Raw genomic sequence first — 12,641 nt, forward strand, 5'->3', positions numbered from 1 at the left:
GCGCGCCGGTCGTGGAACTCAAGGCGTGAGCAGGGCCCGTCCGCGCGGCGCCGGTCGCCAACCCCACGGCGCGGGCAGTCGCGGCCGGTCACGGTCGCCCAGGAGCCCGTCCAGCGCCGCCCACACCACGGGTAGCGGTGCGGCGAGCAGGTCGCTGACCCCGCAGGGCTGCCCGGAGTGGTCGGAGGCGTACCGCGTCACCCCGAACCCGGCGGCGCCGCTTCCGCGAGTGGTGTCCACGGGCACGGCCACCCCATCGGGAGAGGTCCAGCGCAGCGCGCCGGACTCCCCGGCCAAGCCGACGTCCAACCACCGCGTCGGGGCGGGCCGCCCCCACTCGGCGCCGTCGTCCTGCTCGATCACCACCCGCCACAGGCACGGCGTCGCAGCCCCGTGGGCGGTGTTCCACGCGGTCAGCTCGGCGACCAGACCGGACACCTCGTCCAAGGCGCGCCCGGCCAGGACGATCGTGCTGTGGTGCGGGCTGATCAGCGTGCTCACGTCGTCGCTCTCCCGTCGTAGTGGGCCAGGTGGGGGCGGTCGCCGAGGGTGCTCGCCACGGTCAGACGGTAGCCGCGCGGCAGCAGCAGCGGCAGCGCCTGGTGGCAACCCAGCCCGTGCTCGATCCCGCAGGCGGGCCGGTTGAGCACGACCATCGCGTGACGCACGCGCGCCTCGCGCATCCAGGAAATGGCCTGGGGCTCGACGTGGTGGGCCACGTCGAGCGCCCACTGCGGCAGTCCCGCCTCGTCGATGCGCTGCCACGCCTCCTCGGACCACCGGCCTGCACCGGGGGTGAAGGTGTGGCTGACGTGCGACTCGGGGGCCAGCGCCCGCACGTGCCCTTCCAAGGGCACCCCGCTGCGCGCCGCCGAGTACGGCCGGGTGACCAGCGGCATCGCCCACTCGCTGCCCGCCGGGTAGCGATCCCCGGTCGCGGCCGCCACCGCGCCGCAGGCTTGGGGCCGCTCCACCGGACGTGCCGCAGGGGCCGGGACAGCGGGGGACAGGTCGGCCAGCAGGCGCGTCCGGTACCCCTCGACCAGCCCGCGCCCGCACTCCAGCACGCCCCGCAGCCGCTCCAGTTCGGCGGCGAACACGGCGTGCTCGGCGCGCAGCAGAGCGACCTCGTCCCCGGCGCTGCCCGCAGCGGCGTGCTCGACCAGGGCGCGCATCGCCTCGGCGCACTCGCCCGCCACCGCCAGTTCAGCGTCGACGCTCCCGGCCAGCCCCACCACCCGCTCCAGCGCGGCGGCCACCTCCCGCAACGACAACCCGGCCCACCTCCTGGCCGGTCATCGTGGCGGCGGCAGACGAGCCGGCTGGGAGAGTCGCACCTGTTTCACCCCGTCGAGCGACCACACCCCCACCCGCACTCCACCCGACCCACCCCGCCCGCAGGTTCCGCGCACGGCGGACACCACCCCCGCCCGCCGCGCCCTACGTTGACCCCATGACGATCACCGCGACCGCGGCGGGCCTGGACTGCGTCGTCCTGCCGCCGCGCACCGGCAACCGCCTGGTCCTGCTGTGGCACCTGCTGGGCACCCCCGGCAGCCCCGCCGCGATGGCCGAGGCGCTCCCGCTGCGGGAGGTCGACGCCTGGCGCGCCCACCTCCCGCTGCCCCCGGTCCCGGAGGGCCCCGACGTGCTCGTCGACCGCTACGCCCCGCTCGTGGAGACCGCCCTCGCCGCGCTCCCCGACGCGCTGGCCGACCTGCGCGCCGAGCTCGGCGTCCCCGACGACCCCGTCGACCTGGTCGGCGGTTCCGCGGGCGGCCACATCGCGCTGCTCGCCGCCGCCAGGGCCCTGGTGCCGGTGCGCCGGGTCGCCGTGGTCAACCCCGCCACCGACGCCCTGTCCGTCGTCACCGTCAACGACCCGCACTACGAGTGGTCCCCCCGCGCCCGCGAGGTCGAGCGCGACCTCCGGGTCGCCCCGGCCATCACCGCCCCCGTGCTGATCGTGCGCGGCGCGCAGGAGCACCCGGCCATGGTCCCCGGCCAGAACGCGCTCGCCCGCGCCCTCCCGCACGCCCGCCTGCTCGACCTGCCGGACCTGGCCCACATGGTCGACACCCCCGAGCGCGCGGGCGCCGTGGACCGGGAGGTGGGCGCGTGGCTGGCCTGACCGTCGTCACCGGCGGCGGCCGGGGCATCGGGGCCGCGATCGTGCGCAGGCTCTCCGCCGACGGCGGCCAGGTCGTGTTCTCCTACCGCGCCGACACCGCCGCCGCCCACGCCCTGGCCGCCGAGACCGGCGCGATCGCCGTGCGCGCCGAGGCGAGCGACCCCGGCGACGTCGACCGGCTCTTCGACACCGCCGCCGAGCTCGGCGCCCTCACCGGCGCGGTCGCCAACGCGGGCACCACCAGCCCCGTCGGCACGCTCGCCGAGCTGGACGTGCGCGACCTGCGGCGCGTGGTCGACGTCAACGTCGTCGGCGCCCTGCTGTGCGCCCGGCGCGCCGCCCGCGACCTGCGCGAGGGCGGCGCGCTCGTGGCCATCTCCTCCGCCGCGGCCACGCTGGGCTCACCGGGGGAGTACGTGCACTACGCGGCCAGCAAGGCCGCCGTCGACGCCATGGTCGTGGGCCTGGCCAAGGAGCTCGGACCGCGCGGGGTGCGGGTCAACGCCGTCGCGGCGGGCACCGTGCGCACCGACATCCACCGCGTCTCCGGGGTCCCCGACCGCCCGGACCGGGTCGCCGCCGCCATCCCGCTGGGCAGGCCCGGCGAGCCCGAGGAGATCGCCGCCGCCGTGGCGTGGCTGCTCTCCCCGCAGGCCTCGTTCACGACCGGGGCGGTGCTGCGCTCGGCCGGGGGGCTGTGAGCACGCGCGGACCGTCCTCGGTGACCGCCACCGAGTGCTCCACGTGCGCGGCGCGGCTGCCGTCGGCGGTGCGCAGGGACCAGCCGTCGTCGTCGGCGACCAGCGCGTCCAGGCCGCCCGCGTGCACCATCGGCTCGATCGCCAGCACCATGCCCGGACGCAGCTCCAGGCCGCGCCGCGACGGGCCCTCGTTGGGCACGCCCGGCGGCTCGTGCATGGCCCGGCCGATGCCGTGCCCGCCGAACTCGCGCGGCATCCCGTACCCGGCGCCGCGCACCACCCTGCCCACCGCGTGCGAGATGTCCCCGAGCCGCCCGCCCGGCACCGCCGCCGCGATCCCGCCCGCCAGCGCCTCCCAGGCGGTGTCGATCAGCGCCAGGTCGGCGGGGGAGGGGAGGCCGACGACGAAGCTGGTGGCCGAGTCGCCGTGCCAGCCGTCCACGTGCGCGCCGCAGTCCACGCTGAGCAGGTCGCCCTCGCGCAGCCGGTAGCCGGTGGGCACGCCGTGCACGACGGTGTCGTTGACCGAGGCGCAGACCACCGCCGGGTACGGGGTGGGCGCGAACGCCGGGTGGTAGCCCAGGAACGACGAGCCCGCGCCCGCGTCCCGCAGCACCTGCGCCGCGACCTCGTCCAGCTCCAGCAGCGACACGCCCACCGCCGCGTGCTCCCGCACCGCCGCCAGCGCGTCCGCGACGACCAGCCCGGCGGCCCGCATGGCGTCCAGCTCGCCAGCGGACTTCAACTCGATCATCCACAACTCCATGCCGTGATAGTTATACCGGTATTACTATCACAGCATGGTGCGCCAGCCCCTCACCCAGTCGGACCGCGAACGCGGTGAACGCCTCGGCGAACTCCTGCGCGCCGCGCGCGGCGACCGCAGCATGTCCCAGATCGCCACCCACGCGGGCATCTCCGTCGAAACCCTGCGCAAGATCGAACGAGGCCGCATCCCCACCCCGGCCTTCTTCACCGTCGCCGCCCTCGCCGAGGCCGTCGGCCTGTCCCTGGACCAGCTGCACCGCGCACTGCACACCGAGCAGCGCCTGACCGCCTGACCCCCGCCCACCCCGGCCTCACCCCTCCTCGGCCAGCGCCCCGTACCGCCGCGCCACCACCCGGCACGCCCGCACCAGCTCCACCGGCCGCACCTGGTCCACCTCCGCGTCGAACGTCGCCAGGATCCCCGCCACCCCCGCCCACGACCACGCGCCCAGCACCAACCGGCACCGCCCCTCGTCCAGGTGCTCCACCACCGAACCACCCGGCGCCCACCGCGCCACCACCCCCGCGGGCAGCGCCACCCGCGCGCTCCCCGAGCACTGCCACCGCGCCGGGCTGTCCCCCCGGTCGGGACTGCCCATCACGAACCGCGCCAGATCCCCACCCGGCACCTCCCGCGCCACGAACCCCGCCGTCGTCGGCCGCGCCAGCACCCGGTCCACCCGCAGCACCCGCCACCCCCCACCACCGGGCTCGCACCCCACCAGGTACCAGCGCCCCGCCCACACCACCAGGTGCTGCGGCTCGAACGCCCGCGCCGCCACGAAGTCCCCGTCACCGGGGCACGCCCGCGACCCGTCCGCCCGCAGCACCTCCACCACCAGCACCCGCCGACGCCGCACCGCCACCCCCACCGCCGTCAGCGCGTCCGGGTCGATCGGCGGCGCCGGGAACTCCCAGTGGTTCCGCAACCGCGTCACCCGCACCGACTCCATCGCCTCCCGCAGCACCCCCGGCACCGCCGACCGCACCGTCTCCAACGCCCGCTCCGCGTCCTCGCGCAACCCGGACACGCTGCCCGGAGCCGTCTGCAGCGCCACCGCCACCGCCAGCGCCTGCTCCCGGTCGAACACCAGCGGCACCCCGCCCCCGGACCCCAACCGGTAACCCCCGTCCGGCCCCCGCACCGACGTCACCGGGTACCCGAGCCCCCGCAGCACCTCCAGGTCCCGCCGCACCGTCCGCCCGCTCACCCCCAACCGCCCGGCCAACTCGCGCAGCGGCCACACCCCGCGCGACCCCAGCAGGGACAACAACCGCAACGCCCGGTGCGCCGTGCTCGCCACCCGACCATCCTCCCGCCGGTAGTGGACACCCGGTGACCACCACCCCTGCCACCGTCACCCCCCGACCAACCGAACCCGAAGGGGGACACCACCATGCGCATCCTCGTGGCAGGCGGCGGAATCGGAGGACTCGCGCTCGCCGCGGGCCTGCGCCGCACCGGGCACCAGGTGGCGGTCCACGACCGCGACACCGACGTCACCGCCACCGGCGGCTACCACATCACCCTCGACGGCCGGGCCCTGGACGCACTGGAACACCTCGTGCCCCAGCACACCCTGCGCAGGCTGCTCGCGTCCGGATCGGCCCTGCGCCTGCGCGAACCCGACGCCTACCGCGACCACCGCGGCAGGCTCCTGGGACGCGGCCCCGACCTCGCCGACAACCCCAGCGTCGACGTCGACCGCGTCACCCTGCGCCTGCTGCTCGCCGACGCCGTCGGCCCCGACCTGCACCTGGGACGGCACGTCACCGGCGTCGACCACGACCCCGACGGCAACCCCCGGCTGCTGTTCGCCGACGGCGCCACCGAGAGCGCCGACCTGGTCGTCGGCGCGGACGGCGCCCACTCCACCATCGCCAGACACCTCGCGGGCGGCCCCACCAACCAGCCCACGGGCATCACCGGCTTCTCCGGCCGCACCCCCCGCGCCGACCTCACCCCCGCGGGGCGAGGCCGCCTCGGCCCCCGCTCGGAGATGTCGATCGGCCCCCGCGGCGCGGCCCTCTACCTGGGGTTCCTCGACCCCGTCGGCAACGCGGCCCTGGACGCCCCCGACCTGCGCGCCGCCACCACCACCGGCCCCACCTACATCTGGGGCGCCATGTTCCCCGACACCCCCGCCACCACCGCCCTGCGCACGCTGCACGGCCCCGACCTGCGCGACGCCCTCCTCGACCGCTACCGCCACCACGGCTGGGCCGAGCACACCCTGGAGGTCATCGCCCGCTCCGACCCCGACAGCGTGGCCGCGTTCCGCTTCAACGCCGCCCCCACCCGCGCCGCCGACCTCGCCCCCTGGCGACCGGGCCGCGTCACCGCCCTCGGCGACGCCGTCCACGCCACCCCGCCCACCGCGGGCATGGGCGCGGGCGCCGCCATCCGCGACGCCGCCGACCTCGTCACCCACCTGGGCCGCGACACCCCGCTCGTGGAGGCGATCGCCGCCTTCGAGGAGGGGATGCGCCTGCGAGGCGCGGAGGCCCTCACCGCGGCCATGCGCGTCATCCGCCTGATCCAGGCCACCACCACCCCGCTCGGCGCCACCGCCACCCGCCTGGCGACCCCGCTCCTGGCCGCCGCCACCCGCCTACGGCGCTGACCCGGCCGACGGGGTGGACCGCGGGGGAGCGCCCCCGCGGTCCACCCCACGCCGAGCACCCCCCGTCAGGCACCCCGCACCACCACCCCGGCACAAAACCGCAAAAACCCGCTCACGCCACCACGACCTCCACCCCCGCCTCACCCCACCGCGCCCCCGCCCCACCGTCCTCCGTCACCAGCACGTCCACCCCACCCGGCGGCAGCACGAAGTGCGGCGCCACCTGCCCGTGCTTGGTCGAGTCCGCCAGCACCGCCACCCGCCGCGCCGCCCCCGCCATCGCCGCCTTCACGTCCGCGTCCGCCTCGCTCACCGACGTCAGCCCCACCTCGACGTCCAGCGCGCACGCCCCCAGCACCGCCCAGTCCGCCCGGTACCGCCCCAGCGCCCCCACCGCCGCCGACCCCACCAGGTACCGCGCCACCGGATCCCACCGACCGCCCGTCACCGACAGCGCCACCGACCCGTCCCCGTCGAACACCCCCGCCACGTCCAGCGAGTTCGTCACCACCGTCACCGGCCGCACCCGCAGCGCCTCCGCGAACGCCAGCACCGTCGACCCCGCGTCCAGCAGCAGCACCTGCCCCGGCCGCACCAACCCCGCCGCGGCCTCGGCGATCGCCCGCTTCGCGCCCCCCGCCACCTCCGCCCGCGCCGACCACCCCATCCGCCCGGTGTCCAGCGCCACCGCCCCGCCGTGCGTCTTCTGCAGGTGCCCGGCCTCCGACAGCGCCCGCAGGTCCCGCCGCACGGTGTCCTCCGACACCCCCAGCAGCACCGCCAGCGCCGACACCTCCACCCGCCCGTCCCGCCGCAGCTCCGCCACGATCCGCTCCTGCCGCTCCCGAGCGAACACCCGCACCACCCTCACGTCCACGCGCCACTTGACTCTGCCGAAGTATGCACGGTTTGCTGTCGAACCGTGCCGAAATCTGCCGACAACCCCGCACGAGACCGCCGCGCCCTCCTCACCACCGCAGCACTCGGCTTCCTCGCACTCGGAGCCCTCGCCAGCGCCACCGGCCCCACCCTGCCCACCCTCAGCGCCCGACTCCACCTCACCCCCACCACCGCAGCCTGGCTCCTGGCCACCTTCGCCGCAGGCTCCGCCCTCGGAGCCGCCACCACCGGCGCACTCCGCCACACCCCACCCGGCCCCCAACTCGCCACCGCCGCGGCACTCGCCACCACCGGCAGCGCCGCACTACCCCTCGCCCCGAACCTCCCGACCGCCCTCACCTGCCTGCTCCTCATCGGAACCGGCTTCGGCGCGGCCGACCTCGTCCTCAACCTCACCCTCGCCACCCGACGCGGGGGAGCCGCCACCCTCACCGCCGTCAGCGCCACCTTCGGCCTCGGCGCCACCGCCACACCCCTCATCGCGGCCACCGACCCCACCGACCCCCGCACGTCCCACTGGACCTGCGCCGCCCTCACCCTCGCCCTGCTCGCCGCCGCGACCACCCTGCGCAGCACCGGGGAAACCCACCACACCCGGGAACCCCGAGCACCAAGACGGGGAACCACCACGCTCCTCGCCACCACCCTGCTCGGCTACGTCGCACTCGAAGGCGCCGCCACCGGATGGGCCACCACCCACCTCGCGGCCACCACGACCCTCACCACCACCTGGACCACCGCCGCACCCGCGCTCATCTGGCTCGGCCTCACCGCAGGCCGCCTCGCCACCGCGCCCCTGCTCCGCCGCACCCACCCCGCGACCATCACCCTCGCCGCGCTCACCACCGCGGCGGCCACCAGCCTGCTCACCACCAACCCCACCACCGCCGCAGCCGGCTACGCCCTCACCGGACTCGCCATCGCCCCGGTCTTCCCCGCCGTCATCGCCTGGCACACCACCGGCTCACCCCACGGCCGAGGCGCCACCCACATCCTCACCGCGGCACTCGCGGGCCCGCTCATCACCGCACCCGCCACCGGCCACCTGATCACCACCACCGGCCCCCACGCCATCCCGTGGACCCTCACCGCACTCGCCCTGCTCACCGCCACCACCGCAGCCGCGACCCGCACCCGACGCCAACCCCCCGAAGGCGTCCAGATCATCCTCGTCAACAGCCAGGGCGCCGTCCTGCTCCAACTCCGCGACGACAAACCCGGCATCCCGCACCCCAACACCTGGTGCATCCCCGGCGGCCACCTCGACCCCGGCGAAACCCCACGCCAAGCCGCCACCCGCGAGCTGAACGAGGAGATGGGCCTCACCATCCCCGCCCACCACCTGCACCACATCACCTCGACCCGCCGCACCTACGGGTACGAGCACACCTACTGGACCCACCTCGACGTCGACCCCACCACCATCGACCTCACCGAAGGCCAGCGCGTCCAGCACTTCACCGCCGCCCAGACCACCACCATGGCACTGGGCTACGAGGACAACGCCGTCCTCGCCGCCTTCCACACCACCCGCCTCAGTACGGAGCCCGAGACCGCTCCTTGACCAGCTCCAACCCGCGCCCCAGCACCATCAGCACCGTCGCCGCCGCAGCCACCAGCGGCACGTCCGCCCGCTCCCGCGCCCCACCACCCACGACCTGCCCCACCAACTCCGCCACCGGCAGCTCCACCGGCTCACCACCGCACACCAACCACACGTCCTGCGCCACGTCCGCACCCACCGCTGGCGACGACTCACCCCCGCGCCGCACCACCACGACCGGGTCCGGCGCCTCCAGCGCCAGGTTCGCCAACCGCTCGGGCCGAGGCGGCTCCACCAACCACACCGCCCGACAAGCCCACTCCAACGCCCGCCGCAGCAACGCCCCCTGCGCCACCCACTCCAACCCCACGTCCGAGTCCGACGACGCCCGCACCTCCCGCACCGCCGACCGCCGAGCCGCCCGCAGGCACCGCACCGACTCCCGCAACGCCCCCCACACCGCACCGCTCATCCCCGCCGACCCCACCCGCTGGTCGTCGGCCCACAGCGGACTGCGCTCCCGCACCACCGCCAACCCCGACGACTCGGCGACCAGCGGCACCACCCGCTCCACCTTGTCCAGCACGAACACCAACCGCCGCAGATCCCGCACGTCCCCGTCCACGACGCGCAGGCTACTTACCCCTCCGACTCCGGCAGCACCGGCCACGACTCCGAGTTCCGCCGAACAGCCGCAGCCCGCCGCCGCAACCACGACGAGTCCCGCCCCTCCGCCTCCGCCTGGTCGATCCGCCGATCCACCCCGGCCGCGTACACCAGCTCCTGCTCCCGGAACCACCCCACCTGCCGCTCGTGCAGCTCCGACAGCGCGATCCCACCCACCTCCACCGGGTGCACCCGAGCCAACTTCCACGCCAACCGCGCCGCCGCCAACGCGTCACCCGCACTCGTGTGCGCGCCCTCCAACCGCACCCCGTGGTGCTCGCACACCGCACCCAACGTCCGCTTGCCCACCCGACGCGGGTCCAACGCCCGATCCACGCACAACGGGTCCACCACCGGCCCCGACACCCGCAACGACCGCCCGTGGTGCCGAAGCAGCTCCGCGTCCAGCATCGTCAGGTCGAACGGCGCGTTGAACGCGCACAGGGGAGTGGACGCCGTCCACAACTCGGCCAGCAGCGCCTCGACCTCGGCCACCACCTCACCCACCGGCCGCCCCTCGGCCCGCGCCTGCTCGGTGCTGATCCCGTGGATCGCCGTCGCCGACGCCGGGATCGGCACACCCGGATCGGCCAACCACGTCCGCACCCGCACGTCCGGCTTCGCCCCCTCGGCGCCGGGCGTGATCACGACCACGGACGCGGTGACGATCCGGTCCCGACGCGGCTCGACGTCGGTGGTCTCCAGGTCCAGGGCCAGCAGCGGGCCGTCGGCCCACGACCCGGTGGCAGCAGGGCTGTGCATCGGCGCAGCGTACCCGGGCACACCGACACCCACGGGACGACGGTGATCAACGGCGGGTCGCGGTCGCGGGGGAGCGGCGGGACACCCCGGACGCCCCGCCGCACGCCGCGACCCGATCAGCCCAGGTGCTCCCGCAACGCCCGCCGCGCCGCCCGCCGATCACGCCGCCGGTCCTCCCGGCGCCGGAACGCCCACTCCCGGTGCCCGCGGCTCTCGCAACGCCGGAACCAGTACGACGCGGACCCCGCCCAGTGGCACCCCGAACGCGGCTGCCCGAGGGAAGCGGTGGCCTCGCTGATGACGGCGGGGAGCGCGCACCCGCCGAACCGGTGATCGTGCACCGGAACGCACGTGGACATCGGAGCGTCCGCCATCTGCACCCACCAGGGGCGGGTCTTGTCGGTCTTGCCCATGCCCGGTCGCCTTTCGGCTCCGTGACAGCCCCGGACGGGCCATCGCTAGACCGGGCTCACGGGCGCGCCTCCACCGACTCGACCGAACGACCCGCCGACCGTACCGCGCTGCCGCGGCCGCGGGGAGGGGCCCGGATTGCTTACTTAACATAATGTAGATTATCGGCATTACGGAGGTGCTGGTCAGAGGGGCGAGAGGGGGCGCTGGAACGTCCGGGCGACGGTGGTGCGTCGCGTGTGCGCGAACGGCGGCGCCGTGGGCCGCGACGGGGCGTGCGCGACGCGTCGCCGTCGAGCGGCGCGCACGCGACGGGCGGCGGCGTCGGCTCAGCGCGGCAGCGCGGGCGACGCGGGCTCGGGGCGCTGAGCGTTCGAGACGTCAGCGGTCGACTGGCGGCCGTCGGTGTCGGCTTGCTTGAGTCGGCCGGTAATACGTCACGTGACGCATCCACGGGTGTGTCCTGGAGTGCGTCGACGTCGTGCCGCAAGGCGCCCGGCGGCCGGTTCGGGCTTGATCAAGGCGTCCCCCCGAGGCCCGCCCCCCGGACTCCGCCCTGCCTCAAGTGGCGTCGACCGGCGTCCCGGTGCGGCGTCGAGGCGCTGCGGGGCGCGCGCAACGTGTTGTTGGAGGCGTTCTGAGGGCCTTCGGCGGGACTCGTTTGAAGATCAACTACCGGGGTCCCCCGAGAGGGGCTGACCCACCCCGACCGCTGTTTGATGGATAATCGCCATTATCCATCAAACAATACGGATCGCGTTGGGTCGGTGACCCGCTGCGCTCGGCGCGCTCGACAGGTCCGACGGGTCCGACGGGTCCGACGGGTCCGACGGGTCCGACGGGTCCGACGGGTCCGACGGGTCCGACGGGTCCGACGCCCGCGCGTTCGGCACGCCGTGCCCCCTGGCCTCTCACGTCACCGCCGCCAACCAGCGTCCAACGCTGGGACTCCCCTGCCGGTGACCGCTCACCTCCACCGCCCCCTCTCCCGGCAGGAAGCATCGCGCCTCGTCCTGCTCACACCCGCCGCTCCCCCGCCACCAGTCGCCACCTGCCGCCCGCCACCTGCCCGAACCACCCCCACCTCCCCCGTTCGGGTAACCAACTGGGCCGAATTGTCGGTCCCGTGCGGTAGTAAAGGTGGCGTGGACGTACTCGCTGCTCAGGAAGCCTTCTTCCAGGCCCGCAGGCCCAGGAAGGATTCGCCGCACACCACCGCCGCGTACCGGCGCGACCTCGCCGGGGTCAACGCGCTGCTGGGCGAGGTGGTCGGGCGCGAGGTGGGTGAGCTTCGGGTGGAGGACCTGACCGGGGCGCACCTGCGGTCGGCGTTCGGGGTGTTCGCTGACTCGCACGCCAAGAGCTCGGTGCTGCGGGCCTGGTCCACCTGGAACCAGTTCCTGACGTTCCTGGTCGCCGAGGACCTGGTGCCCGGCAACCCGATGGGCGCCGTGGCGCGCCCCAAGACGCCGCCGCTGGTGCCGAAGCCGCTGCGCGGGGAGGACACGCCGGAGCGGTTGCTGGCGGCTGCCGCGGAGGGGGCGCGGAAGGCGCGGGACCCGTGGCCGGAGCGGGACGTGCTGGTGCTGGCGCTGGGGCTGGTGGCGGGGTTGCGGTCGGTGGAGATGCGGACGTTGACGCTGGCGTCGGTGGTGGGGCGGTCCGGGGAGCGGCGGCTGCACGTGCTGGGCAAGGGCAACCGGGACCGGTCGGTGCCGATCGAGCCCGCGATGGAGCGGGTGGTGGACGAGTACCTGGCGTCGTGCCGCAAGCGGTTCCCGCAGGGGCGGTTCGACCGGGGTTCGGCGTTGCTGCGGGACCGGCACGGGGAGCCGATCGGGCGGGGTGGGTTGGAGTACCTGGTGCGGTCGTGCTTCCGGTGGGCGGGGTTGCACGACCGGGTGCCGTCGGGGGCGAACCTGCACGCGTTGCGGCACACGTTCGCGACGCGGTTGGCGGAGGACGGGGCGACGGCGTCGGAGATCATGGCGTTGCTGGGGCACGCGTCGTTGGCGACGAGCCAGAACTACATCGAGGCGACGGCGCGGGAGCAGCGGTCGGCGGTGGCGGGGAACCGGACGTACGCGTCGTTGTCGCGGTTGCCGGGTGGTGGGGCTTAGCGCTCCCCGGCGGGT

General features: G+C 75.4%; 14 protein-coding genes. 6 read left to right on the forward strand and 8 right to left on the reverse strand.

Annotated features, from left to right (window positions below):
* Positions 1-18 precede the first annotated feature (18 nt).
* Positions 19-501, reverse strand: a complete 483-nt coding sequence (locus CNX65_RS17420; protein WP_096494381.1) for a hypothetical protein — start codon at positions 499-501, stop codon at positions 19-21.
* Entirely contained in the window at positions 498-1,274 is a 777-nt protein-coding gene (locus CNX65_RS17425) for a DddA-like double-stranded DNA deaminase toxin (RefSeq protein ID WP_096494383.1), read from the reverse strand. The genes CNX65_RS17420 and CNX65_RS17425 overlap by 4 nt, the downstream gene beginning before the upstream one ends.
* Positions 1,275-1,453: 179 nt before the next feature.
* Between CNX65_RS17425 and CNX65_RS17430 the strand changes: the two genes are divergently transcribed.
* Positions 1,454-2,131 carry an alpha/beta fold hydrolase gene (locus CNX65_RS17430; RefSeq protein WP_096494385.1) on the forward strand — a complete coding sequence of 226 codons (678 nt, stop codon included), beginning with the start codon at positions 1,454-1,456 and terminating at the stop codon, positions 2,129-2,131.
* Positions 2,119-2,832: an SDR family oxidoreductase gene (locus CNX65_RS17435; RefSeq protein ID WP_096494387.1), complete on the forward strand. Its 714-nt coding sequence runs from the start codon at positions 2,119-2,121 to the stop codon at positions 2,830-2,832. Before CNX65_RS17430 ends, CNX65_RS17435 begins: the two co-directional genes overlap by 13 nt.
* Here the strand turns inward: CNX65_RS17435 and map are convergent.
* Entirely contained in the window at positions 2,792-3,586 is a 795-nt protein-coding gene (gene map / locus CNX65_RS17440) for a type I methionyl aminopeptidase (protein WP_096494389.1), read from the reverse strand. The two genes, CNX65_RS17435 and map, sit on opposite strands and share 41 nt — an antisense overlap.
* 46 nt (positions 3,587-3,632) lie before the next feature.
* On the opposite strand from map, the gene CNX65_RS17445 reads away from it, so the two are divergent.
* Entirely contained in the window at positions 3,633-3,893 is a 261-nt protein-coding gene (locus CNX65_RS17445) for a helix-turn-helix domain-containing protein (RefSeq protein ID WP_015802224.1), read from the forward strand.
* Between the two features lie 18 nt (positions 3,894-3,911).
* Here CNX65_RS17445 and CNX65_RS17450 read toward each other — a convergent pair whose 3' ends face one another.
* Positions 3,912-4,904 (reverse strand): helix-turn-helix transcriptional regulator, encoded by a 993-nt coding sequence (locus tag CNX65_RS17450; RefSeq protein ID WP_096494391.1) that lies wholly within the window; start codon positions 4,902-4,904, stop codon positions 3,912-3,914.
* Positions 4,905-4,997: 93 nt separating this feature from the next.
* On the opposite strand from CNX65_RS17450, the gene CNX65_RS17455 reads away from it, so the two are divergent.
* Entirely contained in the window at positions 4,998-6,224 is a 1,227-nt protein-coding gene (locus CNX65_RS17455; RefSeq protein ID WP_096494393.1) for an FAD-dependent oxidoreductase, read from the forward strand.
* A 112-nt stretch (positions 6,225-6,336) separates the two neighbouring features.
* On the opposite strand, the gene CNX65_RS17460 is transcribed toward CNX65_RS17455, so the two are convergent.
* Complete coding sequence (locus CNX65_RS17460) at positions 6,337-7,101, reverse strand: DeoR/GlpR family DNA-binding transcription regulator (protein WP_157767701.1); 765 nt, start codon at positions 7,099-7,101, stop codon at positions 6,337-6,339.
* Between the two features lie 45 nt (positions 7,102-7,146).
* Here CNX65_RS17460 and CNX65_RS37880 point away from each other — a divergent pair, with 45 nt between their 5' ends.
* A complete protein-coding gene (locus CNX65_RS37880) occupies positions 7,147-8,688 on the forward strand; it encodes an MFS transporter (protein ID WP_157767702.1) in 1,542 nt (513 codons plus the stop codon).
* On the opposite strand, the gene CNX65_RS17470 is transcribed toward CNX65_RS37880, so the two are convergent.
* From CNX65_RS17470 to CNX65_RS17480, 3 genes are all read right to left on the reverse strand, one after another.
* Complete coding sequence (locus CNX65_RS17470; protein WP_096494397.1) at positions 8,660-9,292, reverse strand: hypothetical protein; 633 nt, start codon at positions 9,290-9,292, stop codon at positions 8,660-8,662. The two genes, CNX65_RS37880 and CNX65_RS17470, sit on opposite strands and share 29 nt — an antisense overlap.
* Before the next feature lie 14 nt (positions 9,293-9,306).
* Entirely contained in the window at positions 9,307-10,095 is a 789-nt protein-coding gene (locus CNX65_RS17475) for an exonuclease domain-containing protein (protein WP_015802230.1), read from the reverse strand.
* A 116-nt stretch (positions 10,096-10,211) separates the two neighbouring features.
* Positions 10,212-10,508, reverse strand: coding sequence for a hypothetical protein (locus tag CNX65_RS17480; RefSeq protein WP_096494399.1), 297 nt, complete (start codon positions 10,506-10,508; stop codon positions 10,212-10,214).
* 1,143 nt (positions 10,509-11,651) lie between these two features.
* Here CNX65_RS17480 and CNX65_RS17490 point away from each other — a divergent pair.
* Complete coding sequence (locus tag CNX65_RS17490) at positions 11,652-12,626, forward strand: tyrosine-type recombinase/integrase (protein WP_015802232.1); 975 nt, start codon at positions 11,652-11,654, stop codon at positions 12,624-12,626.
* The last annotated feature ends 15 nt before the right edge of the window (positions 12,627-12,641 follow it).

It is taken from the genome of Actinosynnema pretiosum (assembly GCF_002354875.1).
Taxonomy (GTDB): Bacteria; Actinomycetota; Actinomycetes; order Mycobacteriales; family Pseudonocardiaceae; genus Actinosynnema; species Actinosynnema auranticum.